At 36.2% G+C, this 18512-nt stretch carries 15 protein-coding genes; 3 read left to right on the forward strand and 12 right to left on the reverse strand.

Annotated elements, in window-relative coordinates:
- The 12 genes from AB4140_RS01520 to AB4140_RS01575 all read right to left on the reverse strand — a co-directional run bounded on the left by AB4140_RS01520 (window position 1) and on the right by AB4140_RS01575 (window position 14125).
- A complete protein-coding gene (locus tag AB4140_RS01520; protein WP_371999500.1) occupies window positions 1-1197 on the reverse strand; it encodes an outer membrane beta-barrel protein in 1197 nt (398 codons plus the stop codon).
- A 30-nt stretch (window positions 1198-1227) separates the two neighbouring features.
- The gene (locus AB4140_RS01525) at window positions 1228-2628 is read right to left on the reverse strand and encodes an undecaprenyl-phosphate glucose phosphotransferase (RefSeq protein WP_303410612.1); all 1401 of its coding nucleotides are present in this window, start codon (window positions 2626-2628) and stop codon (window positions 1228-1230) included.
- A 9-nt stretch (window positions 2629-2637) separates the two neighbouring features.
- Window positions 2638-4092 carry a phosphomannomutase gene (locus tag AB4140_RS01530; protein ID WP_303410614.1) on the reverse strand — a complete coding sequence of 485 codons (1455 nt, stop codon included), beginning with the start codon at window positions 4090-4092 and terminating at the stop codon, window positions 2638-2640.
- Window positions 4085-5518: a mannose-1-phosphate guanylyltransferase/mannose-6-phosphate isomerase gene (locus tag AB4140_RS01535; RefSeq protein ID WP_371999503.1), complete on the reverse strand. Its 1434-nt coding sequence runs from the start codon at window positions 5516-5518 to the stop codon at window positions 4085-4087. Before AB4140_RS01535 ends, AB4140_RS01530 begins: the two co-directional genes overlap by 8 nt.
- A gap of 98 nt (window positions 5519-5616) precedes the next feature.
- A complete protein-coding gene (locus AB4140_RS01540; protein ID WP_102439080.1) occupies window positions 5617-6354 on the reverse strand; it encodes a WecB/TagA/CpsF family glycosyltransferase in 738 nt (245 codons plus the stop codon).
- Between the two features lie 5 nt (window positions 6355-6359).
- A complete protein-coding gene (locus tag AB4140_RS01545) occupies window positions 6360-7148 on the reverse strand; it encodes a glycosyltransferase family A protein (RefSeq protein ID WP_102439082.1) in 789 nt (262 codons plus the stop codon).
- Window positions 7145-8365 carry an EpsG family protein gene (locus AB4140_RS01550; RefSeq protein ID WP_102439084.1) on the reverse strand — a complete coding sequence of 407 codons (1221 nt, stop codon included), beginning with the start codon at window positions 8363-8365 and terminating at the stop codon, window positions 7145-7147. The genes AB4140_RS01545 and AB4140_RS01550 overlap by 4 nt, the downstream gene beginning before the upstream one ends.
- Window positions 8366-8377: 12 nt before the next feature.
- Window positions 8378-9367, reverse strand: coding sequence for a glycosyltransferase family 2 protein (locus tag AB4140_RS01555; protein ID WP_102520797.1), 990 nt, complete (start codon window positions 9365-9367; stop codon window positions 8378-8380).
- A 1-nt stretch (window position 9368) separates the two neighbouring features.
- On the reverse strand, window positions 9369-10310 hold the full coding sequence (locus tag AB4140_RS01560) for an acyltransferase family protein (RefSeq protein WP_371999506.1): 942 nt from the start codon (window positions 10308-10310) through the stop codon (window positions 9369-9371).
- Between the two features lie 89 nt (window positions 10311-10399).
- Entirely contained in the window at window positions 10400-11407 is a 1008-nt protein-coding gene (locus tag AB4140_RS01565) for a glycosyltransferase family 2 protein (protein WP_371999508.1), read from the reverse strand.
- 137 nt (window positions 11408-11544) lie between these two features.
- Window positions 11545-12879: a lipopolysaccharide biosynthesis protein gene (locus AB4140_RS01570; protein WP_371999509.1), complete on the reverse strand. Its 1335-nt coding sequence runs from the start codon at window positions 12877-12879 to the stop codon at window positions 11545-11547.
- 76 nt (window positions 12880-12955) lie between these two features.
- Window positions 12956-14125 carry a nucleotide sugar dehydrogenase gene (locus tag AB4140_RS01575; protein ID WP_102439094.1) on the reverse strand — a complete coding sequence of 390 codons (1170 nt, stop codon included), beginning with the start codon at window positions 14123-14125 and terminating at the stop codon, window positions 12956-12958.
- A 968-nt stretch (window positions 14126-15093) separates the two neighbouring features.
- Here AB4140_RS01575 and AB4140_RS01580 point away from each other — a divergent pair.
- From AB4140_RS01580 to AB4140_RS01590, 3 genes are read left to right on the forward strand one after another with little or no spacing between them, the layout of a single operon-like run.
- Window positions 15094-15777, forward strand: coding sequence for a transglutaminase-like cysteine peptidase (locus tag AB4140_RS01580; protein ID WP_241901123.1), 684 nt, complete (start codon window positions 15094-15096; stop codon window positions 15775-15777).
- 29 nt (window positions 15778-15806) lie between these two features.
- The gene (locus tag AB4140_RS01585) at window positions 15807-17894 is read left to right on the forward strand and encodes a LapD/MoxY N-terminal periplasmic domain-containing protein (protein ID WP_371999512.1); all 2088 of its coding nucleotides are present in this window, start codon (window positions 15807-15809) and stop codon (window positions 17892-17894) included.
- Entirely contained in the window at window positions 17895-18344 is a 450-nt protein-coding gene (locus AB4140_RS01590) for a hypothetical protein (RefSeq protein WP_102439100.1), read from the forward strand.
- Window positions 18345-18512 lie beyond the last annotated feature (168 nt).

The following is an 18512-nucleotide window of genomic DNA, read 5'->3' on the forward strand; positions in this document are numbered from 1 at the left end:
TTACAAGGTCATTTCGGCAGTGATAAAATAGATATTACGATCGTAATCAAAGCGTTCTTGTATTGATGTATTGTCAGCAATATCTGCACCTGCTCTTAGCGTCATCCAGCGCAACACTTCAAAATTGAACGAAACGCGATAAACATTGGTGGTATCTTCACGCTCAAAGCCTGTGTAATCGTCTTGTATTCGATCGTACCCGAGAGTGGTACCAAACAAGTCGCTCCAATCATGGTTCCATTTAACCCCGTAAGTGGTCTCACGAACATAATCACCAAATGTATCAGGGTCCTCACTACTGCGACCGGTATAGAAGTCAAACTGACTATAGGTCAATGGTTTCCAAGTTAACTTGGCATCCCAAGCTACACCGCTAAAATCTTCCCGCTCTTGATTATCAAATGCTTTTTTCTGATAGCCGATCCTAATAGAACCCTCAGTGGTACTGGTTGCTTCCCACTCAACACCTAACTGTAAATTTTGGGTATCACTGTCTCTATCTCCGCCAGGATCCATGACGTCATAAGCGGTTTGAATATATTGGTAATCAAGAAAAATACTAGTGGCTGCTCGAGTATCATAAAAAACGGTAGCCCCTAATTTAACGTTATCTTTATTACGGAACTGGGTTAATTCTTTAAAGTTTGTATATTCCTTAGAATCATATAAACCATTAATCCTAACTCTTGCCGGCGTTGATTTAGCGCCATACTCATAATAACCACCACCTTGAAAAATATCATAGGTAGCAGGTTCTGTTGGCAGTCCATCATCAAAGCCAAAATCGAACACACCAGTACCACGATCTTCGTGACCGTAAAAATACTTAGCTTCAAGATTGAAACGATTGCTTTGATTTAACTCTACCTGAGCGCGAGCTTTTAATAGTGCATCAAGGTAGTTATCGTCGCTACTATCGAAATAATCACCGTACTCAATACCGGCATCAATAGTATAAATGTTTTTCCCATCGAGCATCTTTGCCTGCACCGCAGGGGCTACGGTTAATATCCAACTTTCTTCTTCATTTGTACTTCTACTGGCAATATTATCGTCATATTTTAAGCCTGCATTTAATGCTGGAATAAAATCAACACCGGACTCAGTGGTAATTACCCCAGCTTTTTCTTCAGCACTCACATTTGCTATCCCAGCTGAGATGACTAATAGTGTAAATATATTTAGCTTTGTTCTCATTGTTATCACCTATTCCTTTGATTGTGATTTTTAGTAAACATGTTTACCGACAAAACCTTTAAAGCATGTCATAAAGACAATTTTCACATCTAACCAAATAGACCAATTTCTTATATAAGCCAAGTCGAATTCGATTCTTTTTTCCATTTTATCAAGGGTATCGGTTTCACCACGCCAGCCATTTATCTGTGCCCAGCCCGTAATACCAGGTAATACTTTATGACGAAGCATGTAATAGGAAACTAAATGTCTATATTCTTCATTATGGGCAATCGCATGTGGTCTTGGGCCAACCACCGACATATCCCCCATGAGTACATTAAAAAATTGTGGTAATTCATCTAGCGAGGTTTTACGTAAAAATGCGCCAACATTGGTTATTCGTGCATCTCCTTTCTTCGCTTGAATAACCACATTACTGTTTTCAGTCACTGTCATTGAGCGAAATTTCCACACTTTAATTTTTCGCCCATCAAGTCCATATCTATCTTGCTTAAAAATAATAGGACCTTGGGAGTTTAATTTAACCGCGAAAGCAATAACCAATAAGACAGGACTTAAAACAATTAATGCCATAACGCTAAAAGCAAGGTCAAAACTACGTTTATAAAAGCGCATCATCCCGTTAACGGGTGACTCAAACACACTTAAGGTATCAACCTCGCCAACACTGCCTATGCGTGCATGCATTAAGTTTTTCAATAAAAAATCAGGGGTAATGAGCACATCAACTGTGCTGTCGCCTAGCGCTAAAATAATATCGGCAGTTCGCTGCTCCGCAATCATAGGTAAGCAAACATATAATTTCTGAATTTCACCTTTACGTGCAACATCGACAGCATCGTTAATAGTGCCTTTTAGGCAAGATAAGTCTAAGTTTTCAATACGTTCAGGGTCTCGATCATCGTAAAAACCAACACACTCAAAACCTAACTCATCATGTTTCTGTATTTGTTCATATAAACGCTGCCCAGCCTCCGTTAAGCCAACAATTGCAATTTTTTGGACGCTATAGCCCTTTTTACGGCGAAAACGTTTAATCTCACGAACACACAATCGCCAAGTCACTAACGATAAAAGACTTAATACATACCAGCCTCCCACCGTTACTCGTGAGTAAACTTCACTATATTTAAATACAAACAACAATAGGGTCATAAGCACAAAGGCAAGTGTTACATCCAAAGAGACGATCCTACACATGGTAGAAAACCGCCCTGAACGCCATGAGCGATAAAGCCCTAAAGACTCACCAATATAGCTATAAAAAAACAGCACCCCAATCAGCACTAATAAGTAGTCCTTATTGAAAGTAATATTATAGCTATGCATCATGATCATTAATGCGGCGGCAATAATGGCAATATCAAAGATACGCAATAAGAAACTAGAACGGGTACCGACAAATTGAAGTGTTGATGGACTTTCCATTTAGCTCACCTAATTAACTAACGATGCATTTAAATTGATGTTCAATAACTGATACAAAGTATGTTCAACTAATTGTTTAGCTTTGGATATAGAATCACTTTCGGCGTAACATCTAAATTCCGGAGCATTACCCGATGGTCGTAAATGAACAATATTGCCATTAGTAAAACTTAAGCGTAGTCCATCTGTAGAATTAACTTCTAATAATTTATTTTTAGATAGGTTTAATTGCTCAAGTAAATACTCTGGCTGCTGTAAACCTAATTTAATAATTTGTTTACTGCGTTCAGTATTAAAATCTGTCAAACGGTCGCTATGGGTAAAGCGTTGGGGTAATTGTGCTACTAATCCTGCAATAGAGTTAGAATCAGTCTTACTCAAAGCACTATGAAGTACCATCAAAACAGGCAATACAGCATCGCGAGTAGGTAGTGCAGTCAAACTATGTCCATTAACCTCGATAGTAGACTCCAGCAAGAAGCCCCCATTAGCTTCAAATCCAGCAATACGACTACTTTGCCTTTCTACCTCAGAAAACGCGGCTATCACATGGGGGGAGCCAATTTTAGTTCTTACGACTAGATCAAAATAGTGGCTTAGTTCTATGGCGGTATTACAGCTAACGGGTACAACTAATCCATCGATATCTAACGCCTTGGCGGAAAGTAACCCCAGAATGTCACCACGCAGCCAGTTACCTTGCTCATCAGCGAGCAATGGTCTGTCACCATCACCATCAGTGGAAAATAACGCATCAAGCTGATACTCGTGCGTCCACTCGATCGCTTTTTGACAATCTGCTTCACTAACTGCTTCAGTATCAATAGGCACAAAGGTATCACTGCGACCAATGGATATAACCTCGGCACCCAGCTTTTCAAAAATGAGTGGATATAAATCGCGCCCAGCACTTGAATGTTGATAAATGCCAATGCGCTTACCTGTTAACCATGGCGAATCAAATAAACTCACATAACGATCTATGTAATGATTTTCAGCAGCATTATCCACGGTAAGCAAGGGTAGTTGCTCTACGCAAGGATAATAATATTCACTATTTAAAATCGCTATTTCATCGGCTTTAGTAATCTCACCATCAGGCCGATAAAACTTTAATCCATTTCGGTCAAAGGGAATGTGGCTTCCTGTCACCATGATACAAGGAACCTCTTGGCTCATCGAAATACAGGCTAATGCTGGCGTTGGGATAACACCATAATAAACAACCTTTACATCACACAGCTCTAGAGCTGCAGCACAGGCTTGTGCCATCGTAAAACTGCTTGGACGATTATCTATCGCTATTGCGATTGTGTGAACATTAAAAGAGTCTTGCATGGTGTTTAAAAAAGACACTGTGAAAGCTGCGCAGACATCAACAGTGAAATCACATACCAAACCTCTGGCACCGCTGGTTCCAAAACCGATATGACTTGAAGCTATCACTTGTTTTGAATTAAGCATTTGATACGCCTTTTGTTGCTACACGGCCATATCTGTCTTCAAAGCGTACAATATCGTCCTCGCTGAGATAGGATCCCGATTGCACTTCAATTAATTCTAGAGGCACTTTACCTGGGTTTTCTAAGGCATGGATAACACCAACAGGGATATAAGTAGATTGATTCTCAGTTAATAAAATGTCTTGATCGCCATTGGTTACTTTCGCAGTTCCCGATACCACAATCCAATGCTCTGCTCGGTGGTAGTGCATTTGCACTGATAACTTTGCCCCAGGCTTGACAGTAATTCGCTTGACTTGAAAACGTCCGCCATGATCGATGGAGTCATATTTCCCCCAAGGGCGATAAACTTCGCGGTGGTGTTGCCACTCGCTGCGTTCATGAGTTTTCAGTTGTTCTACAATATGTTTAACTTGTTGAACATCAGCTTGTTTTGAAACTAAAATCGCATCCTTAGTTTCAACAATAACCACATCATCTAAGCCGATAGTTGCCACCAGTTTTTCAGTGGCATTAACATAACTATTGTTGGTATCTATACCAATAACATCGCCTTTAAAGACGTTTCCATGGGGATCTTTATCTTCAATCTCCCATAATGCAGACCAGCTGCCGACATCGCTCCAACCGCAATCCATAGGCACAACCACTGCATGCTTGGTCTTTTCCATAACAGCATAATCAATTGAGTCTTCGGGACTTGTAATAAAAGCCGCTTCATCGACACGAATAAAGTCTACATCATGAGTAGTGTTGACCATTGCGGCTTCACAAGCGGCAAAAATATCAGGGCTATATAATTTAAGTTCTTGTAAATAAACACTGGCTTTAAACAAAAACATGCCGCTATTCCAATAATAATGCCCAGTGGCAATATAATCTTTCGCAGTTGCTAAATTCGGCTTCTCAACAAACTGAGAAACCTCAAACCCAAGCTCTTCAGCGAGTAACTCACCCCGTTGAATATAGCCGTAACCTGTTTCTGGCGCTGTCGGCACAATGCCAAACGTCACTAATTGGTTATGTTCTGCTAGGGTTACCGCTTTGGTGACAGCCTCACAAAATGCGGTCTCATTCTTAATGACATGATCTGCGGCTAGCACTAATAATAAAGGGTCTTGCCCATTGCGAACCGCATACATAGCAGCAAGTGCAATTGCGGGGGCGGTATTTCGCCCTTCGGGTTCTAATATAATTCCGCTGTTATCTATATTGCCTAAACGAAACTGCTCAGCAACAGAAAAACGATGTTCTTCATTACAAATAACTAAGGGCGCTGAATGAATAATTCCATCTAGTCGGTTCGCTGTTGTTTGCAACATTGAATGATTATCTAACAAAGTAAGAAACTGCTTAGGAAATTGCTGGCGAGACAATGGCCACAAACGAGAGCCTGAACCACCTGCCATAATTACGGGTAAAATCATATTCAACCTCGATAAAAATTATTTTTACAGTGACCAATAGGGAATTTAACGTTAAAAAAGGAGCGATGAGCGTTACCAATCACTTTAATAAGGATTAATTAATGCTTTTGATGAATGTACTTTATGAATATCGGAAAAATTTTAACGCCATTAATAACATACCGACCAAATAACCTTCTTGGTGATTGCATTAATCTAAAAAACCATTCTAGTGATAGTTTTTGAAATATCACAGGCGCTCTTTTTTCCTCACCACTTAAAAATAAAAAGGAAGCACCAACACACAAAGCCAGACCTGAAGCACCTGCCTGTTTAAGTTTTTGGCATAGAATTTCCTGTCTTGGTGAGCCCACGCAAAGAAATATTAATTTAGCAGGATTGGCTAATACAAAATCAACACACTTACCTACTTCAATATCATCATCAATAAACCCCATCGGAGGATTATAATGATTAACTGAGCGTAACTTATATTTAGCTTTTACAAAGGATATAGTTTCATCTGAGCAACCAATAACTGTTATATCAAAATCTTTTTCTGGCAAAGTCTCTATGATTCGTTTGGTTAAATCACTACCTGGAATAACATCTCCGATATCAACCCTAGCCAGCTTAGATAAGAGATTTAAAATTCGGCTATCATTGACAGTAATATCAGCTTTATCATATATAGTTTTAAAGCTTGAATCAGAGTTGTACCTGATGACATGGTCTACATTAGGCGTAACTAGCATTGAATATTCACCATTATAATTAACAATATGATGAACCAGATTATCGGCTGTAAAGTCATTAAAATTCACACCCAAAAAATTATTCTTTTTTGTAAAATCCATTTTATTCACCTTATGAAAAAGTCAGTAACTTTAATTTTGTTAGAAAAAAGAAAGACTAACCCTACACAGGTTTTTCTTGCTGTAATCAGCATCAATGCAAGTGAGCTAAAGCAATGATTCTTTAACACGCCGAAAGAGCCTTTGAAGTATCGATATCTGAACTCAGCAATGGGATCGCGATGGCCAATTAGGTTTGAGTTGCTAAACCATATATATTTAGATAACAACATTGCTCTAATGGCAAAATCAGTATCTTCACCACCATTATTTTCACTGCCAACACCGAAACTCTCATTAAAACATCTCAATTCAGCGACAATCTGACTTTTATAAATAGTGGTGTTTGAAGACGCGTTTTGAACCAATTTATAAGCAGAATGCTTTTCAATACCACCAACAGCATCTATCGGGCTGGAACAAAACTTGGTATAAAAAAGGTCGCAATCATTGGTACTTACTAACCCTTCAAAATTGAGCCAAAAACTCGTAGGATACCAGCAATCATCATCGGGAAAGGAAATGTAATCATAATCACTAAGAAGATCGAAAACTCTCTCGATAATAAAATTTCTTGCTTTAGATAGTGAAATGATATCTTTAATGTAAAAGTGTTCGGCACAATAATTATCATTATTAGCAGGTTGAATCATTTCAGTCTGAGTGTAGTTTTGAAATAAAACAGCATGAAAGAAGACGGCCTCACTACTTTGCGAGTGCAAGCTATTAACTAGGCGTTTAAAGTCTGAGTAGTTAGTTTCATTATAAACGCAAGTAGTTATAAGTAACACTTTCATAAATCAATACCTAAATAATAAATGGGTGAATCAATAACAAAATCTAGAAAACTACCATTATATATATATGCTGTATAAGTAAGCTTCAGGTTGAAATAGGTAAAGCCTAAGATCAAACAAGAAGTAAAAATACTTAAATTAGCATTTTTGTAATATGAGAGCTTAGTGCTGAAATAATTAAAGATGATAAAATAGTTAAGCCACTTAAAAGAATCATAAAAGGTTAAAAATCTTAGAGGTAAAAAAGAACTAATATGACAAAACATCAGAGCAATGAATAACACCACTAAAAAACGGTAAACATTCCTATATTTTGAGTCATAAAAAAATACAATTATCCCACTAAAAATAAAAATACTAAAATCAATCAGTTTAACAACTAGACCTCTTGATTTATCTTCGAGATCTTCATAGTGACCACTAAGGTTAAAGTATACAGCAACATAAAAAATAGATAACAACACCGTTGCCGTTAGTAATAGCTTGTATGATATGTAGTTAATATTGTACAAACAAAACAATAATATTAGTGCGGCCATCAAAACCGTTGAATTATGAGTAAACACTGAAACAATAGAGAAAAACAAACAAAACCATGGCTTTTTTATATACATAAAATAAAAAGTCAGCACCAGAAACGAACTGGCCACCTGTTGTCTGATTAAATTATATGCATTACCAAAATCATAAAACACCAACATTTGAAACAAAACCAAAGAGCAACATATCAAGACATTTACTTTTTCGCGCTTACAGATCTCGATAATCACAAAGGTTGGAATCAGATAAATCACACAGTGTACCCAGAGAATATAAGCTGGATAATATCCATTGGTCGCTTTACTCGAGATATAAACAAAGAAATGATACAGGGGCTCACTTGCTTTCAATGACACGCTAGCCAGATCATCTTCAAAAGCATTAAAAAAACCTAATTCATAATCTGAAAAATTAGTAAAGTAAGTATAATACCATTCTAGGTCGTTACCCTTTACGAAAAACTCCCGATTAAAATTGATTAAAATAAAGAAAAACACAAGCGATATAGGTAGTAGCTTTACCAATTTATAGTTGTGAGTATAAACAATCAAAAAAGCACAACAAAGAAACGATAAAAAAGGAGTAAATATAGAAAACAATATTAAAACAGCAAAAACAAATGAAAACTTAACATTTAGAATACTATCATCATCGCTATATGATAAGTGACTATCCACAAGTACTCCTTGTTAATTACTATGTTTTATTTTATAAGCCATTCTTTTTATCAAGAAAGGTAAGCCTGTTACGGTTTTCAGTGCATAAAAAAATGATTTACCATTAATAAAAATAGCATTACCATCTTGCTCTATCGAATACAAAAATCTTTTGGTACCAATAAACCTTTTTTTAAAGGAGTTGAGTCTTGGCATCACTATATAATAAAAACAAAGATATTTTTTCCTATATAATATAATCGCTTTCAATCTCTGATACTCAGCATCGTCTAAATTAAGACTGTTGAGTAACTTTTCTTCATATTCAAATCTAAGCTTAACCGTCTGATAAGAACACGGTGTATTTGAAATTCGATACTCATCATGATCCACATGGATAAATGTTGGCTGCTTAAAAAACAGCACACTTAGCTTGCTTAAATGTATTTTAAGGATTAGCACATGGTCTTGGTATTTTTTACAATTATCAAAGCCACCAATTTGCATCAATGCTTTTTTTCTGCCCATAACCATAGGAGTATAACAGTTACCATCTTCGAGTAATTCAATCGGAGTGGTTCCCTTGAAGTGGCAGAAATCTAACTGATATTTTTTCCCATTAAACTTAGAGTACATATCACTGCAACAAATATCGTACTCGCTGTGCTCATTAAAAAATTGAAGTTTAGCTAAGGTTGCTTCAACAAGCAGCATATCGTCATCATCTAAAAAAGTGACGATTGAGGTTTTGGTTAATTCAATCCCTTTATTACGTGCTATACAAGCGCCTGAATTATCATTTAAAGCATAATATAATAAGCGGCCATTAAACTCAGGGGCTACGTTATCTATTAGCGCTTTAGTTGAAACCTGGTTAGGTGTATCTAGTCCATTATCATCTATCACCACAATTGATATATCTGGATGCTGACAAGAATGTATTGATTTTAAAATCTTTTCAGCTCTGCCATAAGTAGGGATCACCACGGTCAACTTGTTAACATCATTGTCTTTATCCAACATACTACCTACCTAACACGTAATGAGTCATCCAACTATTACTACTTAATAGTTTATCAATAACAATAGAGCCTGCGATGCCTGCTGTAAGCCCAACCATAAAAACTAAACTCGTATTTAATACATCAAAATAATTTAAAAAAATTCGGCTTGATGCCGTAAAGAACACATGGAACAAATAAATAGAAAAAGAATAAACTCCAATGTACGAAAGCCATTTCATCTTTATTTTCAATAAAAACAGAGTAAAACAAAAGCTAAATCCAATGCCAATTCTTAATGCTCTGTCATCGAAGTCAAAGTATAACGATAACCCGTAAGACACCAGTATCGCTAAACTAACAGTTAACATTTTTTGCACAGCAGAGGGGAACCTTGAGTTCATCATGCCAAATAAAAAGAATGGTAATAAGTAAAAAAAACCATCTAAAGATAAATAGTTAACATCAACGCCTAAAAGGTAAATAACGATAGAAAGAACCAAAATAAAAACAGACGTTAGATAACTATTGAGCAGATTAAAAAACTCAAACAAAGTAACTAAACAAAAAACTAAAAAAATCGCCTCTAAAAACCAATAATGGCCGACAGGAATAATATGCATAAGCCAAAAGTTTATCGTTTCTCGATTAGTCCCTGGCACATAAAACTGTAACAAAGCAAACAAAGTTCCAACCGTTAGCATAGGGTATAGCAATCTTGCCGTTTTCTTTTTTAAAAAAGGAATAAAATTGCTTTTTAAGGGTCTCATACCATATATGAGTCCTGATAAAAATGAGAAAAGCGGCATACGAATATAAATAAACACATCATTAATATCACGTAATACGCCTGAGTCTATTCTCATTCCTTGCGTAGATGAAGATCCAATTACGTGATAACTAACTAACAATATACATGCCAACCCCCGTAACGTGTCAATTTCAAGCTTTCGACTAGCCAACATAATTAAATCCTTATGTTAAAGCATCTTACGAAAACAAATTTCCTATAAATCCATTTAAAAGATAAATATTGTTCATTAAAATAATGCTATCAACTAAAAATTATCATTTCACATTCATATAAAAACAAAATAGACAATGAGCAATAAAATGAATATTTTTTATACTTGCTACTCTTTGAAGAATCTACAACGGGTTTAGATAAAATCCTGTTTAAAATCAATCTTGGATTCTTAATATAATTCTTATATGACTGGGGAAAAAAAGGTAAATGACCTTTCGAAAACGCAAACAAGGTCGACAAAGCCAAAGGGGGATCTATTTTATCTCCTGCCAATTTAAATACTGAGATAACTGAATGATTTTCGGTATTTATTTTTTCATTTATTATGTAGGATGACTCTCTCAAAGCCACCTCAACTCTAGAAGAAACAACCTCTTTTGAACGGTTAACAGTTAAGGTACCAACACCTCTGGTCACACAATAAAAAACTTCATCCAACACACTAATTTTATTCGCTTTACTCCCTGACTCTAAAGAGAACATCACATCATTAGATGCTAAAACCTCATCAAAGCGAACATTATTCTCAACTAAGAATTTACGTCTAAACACCTTGCTCCAGGGGACATAAAATTTATAGCGGATATCTTCACATTCAGACTGTAAATAGTTATCAATCAATTTAGCATATCGAACATGCCTGTCTGACTTTTCTTTTTCAACCAAACAAAAACTGGTTGGTTTAAAGTAGCAAATGTCACAATCTTTTTTAAGACCAGAACAGATAGTATCAAAAGCATTATCTACAAAATAATCATCGGAATCAGCAAATATGATAAATTCTCCTTTAGCATGCTTTATCCCAATATTTCTTGCCGCGCCAGCACCTTTATAACCTGATTCATTAGTCAGCACAGTCAAGTTTTCATAATGCTTAACCATAAACTCATCTATATAGCCAGTCACTTTCGAATGACTATTATCATCTACAATTATAACTTCCACATAGTTTTTGGAAGGTATTGTTGATAACAATTTATTCAAACCATTGATATTGTTATAGTGAGGGATAATGACTGTATATTTATAACTCATTTGCTAAGCCCTTTACCTATCTTTAATAGTGCTAAATAAACCATTAAGAACCCATTCAAATAAAATGCATATTGAACATGTAAAGTAAAACGGAGAAAAATTAAAATAAATCACTGACTGACACCAAATATTAATAATCAAAAATTAGTCGCTAATACAAAATTTGCAGCTAAAATAATTACACTGCTGATAACCCCGTAGGATATCGTACCAAATACACTTGACAGGCCTGAAGGAAAAATATGTTTACTCATTAGCAGGTAGCATTGAATAAAATTAATTGTAAAACTGATAACTATTAACCAACAAAGCGTTTCTAAACCACCTAAATATACCCCGATAACAATGGCACTTACGCTGGTGAGGGCATGGTAAAAGCCGCATTTCAATAATAAATCTGCTCTACCCGCAGCTTGATAGAAACCACCACTTGAACTAATAACTACTTGAGTTGGAATTGAAATAGAAAGAATTCTAAGCAATATAGATACATCCCCCCATTTATCACCAAGTAAAATGAAAACGATTTCATCGGCAAAGATACATATTAATATTCCGACTAAAGCACCAAGCAATGACATATATTTAGTAAACTTTATATGTAACCGTTCAAATTCAGGAGGGTTTTCTCTAAGCTCCTTCATAACAGGTTGTATTGCCGGCGCCATTGCAAATGTTAATATTAACAGTGGGTATCTCATCAATCGATAGGCTTTATCGTATATCCCTAGGCTTGTTGCACCTAAGTACTTACCCACTAAGATATTATCTAAATTTTTTGAAAAGTAGTTTAAAAAATTAAAGCCGGCTTGATCCTTTGAAAAAGCCAATATTTTTTTAACATGGCCTAATTCTCGGCCAAAGTGCGGAATACCTTCTTCTGTATTCTTAGCGGCAAACAGTATCAAAATATATCGAAAAATTGAGACGACCAAAGGCTTTATCGCTAGCGCCCATATAGGTTCAAAATAGTCTAAAGTGAGCAGTAAAAACACAACGGAAATGATCTCTGCTATTGCTTCACATCGCGCTATGGTAATAAATTTTTTCTCTCGGTTTAGTGCAGACATCGGCACTATAACCGAGGTGTTAAACACAATACTAATGCCAACCGGAATAACTAAATATTGATATATGTCATCACCATAAAACCAAGCAATAAGTGGAGATATGATAAAGAAAATTACAGAAACCGCAGCACCCAAAACCCAAGTAAAACTGTAAATACCATCGCGCATCTGCGTTGATATTTTGGATTCATTAATTAAAGCAGGCCCAAAACCCATCTCGCTTAATAGGGAAAAAAATACAGCAAATACTTGAATAACAGCAAATATACCAAAAGTTTCAGGTGTAAATATTCGCGCTAGTATCATCATTGATAGTAACTGCACTAAATACACTAAGTATCGACCTGTTACGCTATAGAGCATTGAACTAGCTAATTTTTTCCCATTTGAAATTTCAGGCATGAATCTCTTTTAGTCCTTTAACAGTACCGAGGTTAGTTGCTCTTTCGTTTCAAATATTCACAAAGTTCCAAAGCGACTAATAGTCATTGCCAAACAAATCTCGGGTATAGACTTTTTCTAATACATCATTTAAATCGGCTGTAATTCGATTAGATACAATCACATCCGCACTAGCTTTAAATGCTGCTAAATCTCGGTACACTGGTGAGTTAAAAAACGTATCTTGCTCCATAACAGGTTCATAAATAATCACTTCTATGCCTTTACTTTTAAGGCGCTTCATCACGCCTTGAATACTTGAGGCCCTGAAGTTATCTGATCCTGACTTCATGATTAATCGATAAATACCTACAGTGTTAGGGTTTCGCTTTAGAATAGAATTAGCAATAAAGTCTTTTCGAGTGGTATTAGAGTCAACAATTGCTGTTATCAGATTATTTGGCACATCAGCATAGTTAGCTCGCAGTTGTTTAGTATCTTTTGGTAAACAGTAGCCGCCATAACCAAAAGAGGGGTTATTATAATGATTGCCAATACGAGGGTCTAAACCTACTCCATCGATTATCTGCTTGGTATCTAGGTCAAGGGATTCTGCATAGGTGTCTAACTCATTAAAATAAGCCACTCTTAAGGCTAAATACGTATTTGAGAATAGTTTGACCGCCTCAGCCTCTGTCGACTCGGTAAACAAGACTTTGATATCTTGCTTTAATGCCCCTTGAACCATTAACTCAGCAAATATTTCAGCGCGTTTACTCTTCTCTCCCACAATTATTCTTGAAGGATATAGATTGTCGTACAGTGCTTTTCCCTCACGTAAAAATTCCGGTGAGAAAATAATGTTATCGCAATTTAACTTTGCCTTTATCCGTTCGGTATATCCAACTGGCACAGTAGATTTTAAGATCATCACAGCGCTAGGGTTAATCGAAGTCACTTGTTCAATAACCATTTCTACAGAAGAAGTATTAAAATAATTTGTTTGAGGATCATAATCCGTAGGAGTGGCTATAATCACAAAATCAGCACCTTGGTAGGCGCTGACTTTATCTAAGGTCGCTGTAAAGTTTAACGATTTATTTGCAAGAAAATCTTCAATTTCAGTATCGGTAATTGGCGACACCTTGTCATTGAGGAGGTTAATTTTGGACTCAATAATATCTACAGCAACAACCTCATTGTGTTGAGCAAGTAACATAGCGTTCGATAAGCCAACATAACCTGTACCAGCAATTGCTATTTTCATTTAAAACAACACCCTTTTTAACATATAAGTTAATGTTTTGTGGTAAATTTTATCGGTAAATTCAAGAGCAAAAAATTATAATTCCACATATCTCTAGATGGCTTTAGCCACGCTACCGCACTGAATTTTAGCTTCCAGATTGCTATAAAAGTTATGAATAATTTAGCTAATAATTTACAAATTTGATTGGTTGTTAGGACGCTTCAACTTTCAAATCCAACCAGAAAACTTAGCAACAAATGAAAGTATAGACACTCACATGAATCTCGGTACAAAGTATGAAAATCAAAATTGATCTTCATTAAAGTCTACGCCATCTAAGTTAATCGGCTTCATCAAGCCCACTTAACAATGATGTTACATTGAAGCATACATGAAACCCCTGTCAGTTTTTTGAAACCCTATAACCTCAATTCAAAAATCAACCTAAAGTAGCCTAATTACTCACCTCGGTATCAAACTAAGTACTATTACTGCGAGCCAAGAGTAGTACTTTAGTATAGGTCACCCTTGCACTTGGTGGATCCTCAGAGCTTAGAACGCATCCATCTATGCCTGAGGCTGCTGTATTTTGGTGCAATGTTAACTTTAATAAACACCAACCACTTAGGGGAACTAAAGCTAGCAACAACAAAAAACGATTAAATACAATAACTAAAAATCAAAATTAAGCGTGTTAAGTAATAATTATAAAATAAGGCCATTAAATCGCCCTAAATAGCTGTACATAATTCAATCAAGATCCGTGCCAAAAACAAAGCAAGTTAGTAAGTACCAACAAACAATGTAACAATTTTGCAACAGTTTAGTCCCTAGAAATCTCGGAGCTTAAACTTAGCACACTGCATGAGGCACCTAATTAAATACGTCATTATATTGACGATCATTAAGGCCAACTTCGCTATGATGAAATTTACAGATCCCTTATTGCACATTTTTGCTACAGTTTTAGCATCACTATGGATAGGTTGGGTGAGAAAATTAATTCATTGCGTGTTGATTTGAATTGGCAACGCTATTGGCTGTTAATACCAATAGTGTTTTCTGCTGTTTGCTTTTCAACAATGAACCACAATATTTTTTCTGGCGCATTTTTTACTCAAATTGAACTAAAATATGGACTTAACAGAATCGATGACTTTCATAAGTGGCAATCAATTATTGAAAAGGGAGCTGAGTTTTCTGACAGTGAACGCTTGCACTTGGTTAATCAATTTGCCAATCGACATATTAATTTTGTCAGCGATATCGAACACTGGAATAAAAATGATTACTGGGGGACACCGATAGAGTCATTGGGCACTAAAGGTGGCGATTGCGAAGACTTTGCAATTTTTAAGTACTTTACTTTAAAAGCAATGGGAGTCAGCGAAGAAAAAATGCGCTTAATGTATGTTAGAGCGTTATTAATTGACCAACCACACATGGTACTTATTTATTTTGATAACCCTAAGGCCATGCCCTTAGTATTAGATAATTTGACAACAAGCATTAAAAAATCAAATCAACGGACTGATTTAAAACCAATATATTCATTTAACAGTCAAGGTTTATGGTTAACAAAAGCCCAAGGGTTAGGTTCTACCAGGCCAACTAGTAGCCGTACAGCAAATTGGACCGATTTAATAACTAGAATAGAAAATGGTGAGTAATTATGGTCATATGGTTTTGGAGCGAATAAATGGTTAAGAATGGAATGTCGTTAAAATTACAGTTATTTCTACTTATCAGTTGCTTGTCTATTCTCAATTTTGGTTTTGGTTTGTATAACAATATCTCCAGTATGAAAGGTTACCTAAACAATCAACTTGCTTCTCATGCTCAGGGAGCTGCGCATAGTTTAGGGCTTTCAATTTCACCTTACATGCATGAAAAAGGGCTTGTTGTTGCTGAAACAATGACTAATGCTATTTTTGACTCGGGCTATTACCAAGTAATACAATTTTCAGATAATGACCACGCAGTACAATTTCAGCGCACGAACCCTTCAGTATCCTTATCAGTTCCATCTTGGTTTATTGCACTTTTTCCGTTAAATCCACCGACAATGAGCAGCGAAGTTAACGATGGTTGGCGTGTAGCTGGAACCTTAGAGGTACAATCACACGTCGGTACTTCCTATAATAGTTTATGGCAATACGCATTAACTTCACTTAGCACGACACTAGTCCAACTGTTAATTGCCCTACTAATTGCGTATTTCATTTTAAAAGCAGTTTTAACACCACTAAAAGCCATAGAGCAACAAGCCAATTTTGCGGCAAAAAAACACTTCACAACTAACTCAATTACCCCTTTCACTACAGAGCTTAAAGTTGTCGTAAATGTTGTTAACCGGATGGTTGAAAATATTCAACGGGCTTTTAATGAACAGACTACTCTTGCCGAAAGCTTAGCTAAGCAAGCCTATATTGACCCCCTAACCGAACTACCCAATAGACGTTCATTATTAAAAAAATTCGAATCTATTCAGTCTCAATTTGAACAGCATGGTAATCGGTCTTACTTAGCTTTAATATCAATGTCATCACTAAAAAGTGTTAATGATAAGCAAGGCTATGCTCATGGTGATGCCTATATTCAATTGGGAGCTGATGTCATATGCAAACACCTTAAATCAATGCATGATGCACAACTTTATAGAATTTCAGGTTCTGAATTTGCTTTGATATCACCAATGACAGAAGATGCTATAAAATTGGTCGATAAGAACTTAACTGATATTTTAGCGACTGAAGATAATGAAGAGTTTGAGTATGGTTTTGCCAAGTATGCAGTTACATGCATTGAGCCCCATGAAATGATTGTCGATACTCTCAAACGGTTAGACACGCAATTAATTGCAAATTCATATTTAGATAAAACCACAAAATTAAGCACTCTTCAGCCTAAAAACAATCACTCTCGTGAAGAATGGACTCACATTTTAACGCAATTTACCGAATATTTTATCAACGAACTTAACCACTGCAAAACGGAGGATTTAGCGCTTAAGTGCATCCCTTTAGATAAAATTTTTGATTTAATGCTTCAACCTGTCATTGGTAATAATCAATCAATTATCTACGTGGAGTCCTTTGTTCGCTTTAAACTCGAGGATGAAACTCTTCCCACAATTGAAGTGTACGCAATGGCTGATAAATTAGGCATATTACTCGAACTTGAACAGGCAGTAACTTGCTTCATTTTTTACAAATTAAGACACATAAAAAAAACGCGAATCGCTATTAACATTAGTAATAGTGCATTACAAAACCCGATATTTACCCATTGGCTATTCAATTTATATCAAAAATCACAAAAAAATCTTCCACCACTTTTGTATGAAATTAATGAGTCGAGTGTAATTCTTTCGTTAGACTCTACAAGCGCATTTATTAACACAGCTAAAGCATTAAATATTGGTATCACCATAGAGAATTTTGGTGCCAATTTAAATTCATTTCACTATATACGTAACTTAAATGTTGATTTTACAAAGATTGATCCTTGTTTTGTACATGATATAGATCAAGCTGACACACGCTTTTTTGTCCAGACAGTTACCCAAATATGCCATGGTATTGGATTAAAAGTCATCGCTGCGCAATTGGAAACACCAGCCATGATAGGCATTTTTTCCAATATCCATGTGGATGGTCTTCAAGGCAACGGTTTGTATGCTGTTCAAAATTTGACTACTCTTATACCAGTGACATTAGATAGTTCATGGAGCTGTACTTTACAACTCAGTGACTTTTGTCCCCCATCAAACCATGAGGCAGAATAAATGTACCCTAACAAATTAACGCTCATTTTGATTGCTGCAATATCTTCAACGGCGTTGTCAGCAGGAGCATATGCTGTATCTAAAACAGATTTTACCAATGGCGTTCAGACAGCTGCTAATTCAGGGACAAGTTTAGCTGATTACACGCTCACTCAAATGCAATCATCACCTGCAGAACAAACCAATATCCTCGCTTTTGCTTTACAGGCGACTTTTGGCAAAACCGCAACTATATTAGAAGTGCTTAGTGCTGCACAAACTGCAGGAATGAACGCTGATGATGCATTGGCTATCGCTATTGCAAATGGTATAGACCCTTCAATTGTTGCAGAGGTCTTTGAGGAGACACTCACTGCCAGTGGTGGCACATTTGGAGCAGCTCCAGCGCCTGGTGCTCAGGGTTTCGGTGGTGGCTCTGGTGGTGGTGGAGTAACGGCTTCCAGCAACTAATTAGTGTTTATCAAGCACCCTTGCCTTTTATAAAGAACTTGGGTGCTTTTTTATAGCTATTATTAGTTAAAAATAACCGCGATTAAATTTAGCTCATTAACGAGTATTTGTTGCTTAAACTGCAATGAAACCCTACAAACTCATTATCATGCAAGGGGTTGGACGTAT

The organism is Shewanella sp. 10N.286.51.B2, from assembly GCF_041469265.1.
Lineage (GTDB): Bacteria > Pseudomonadota > Gammaproteobacteria > Enterobacterales > Shewanellaceae > Shewanella.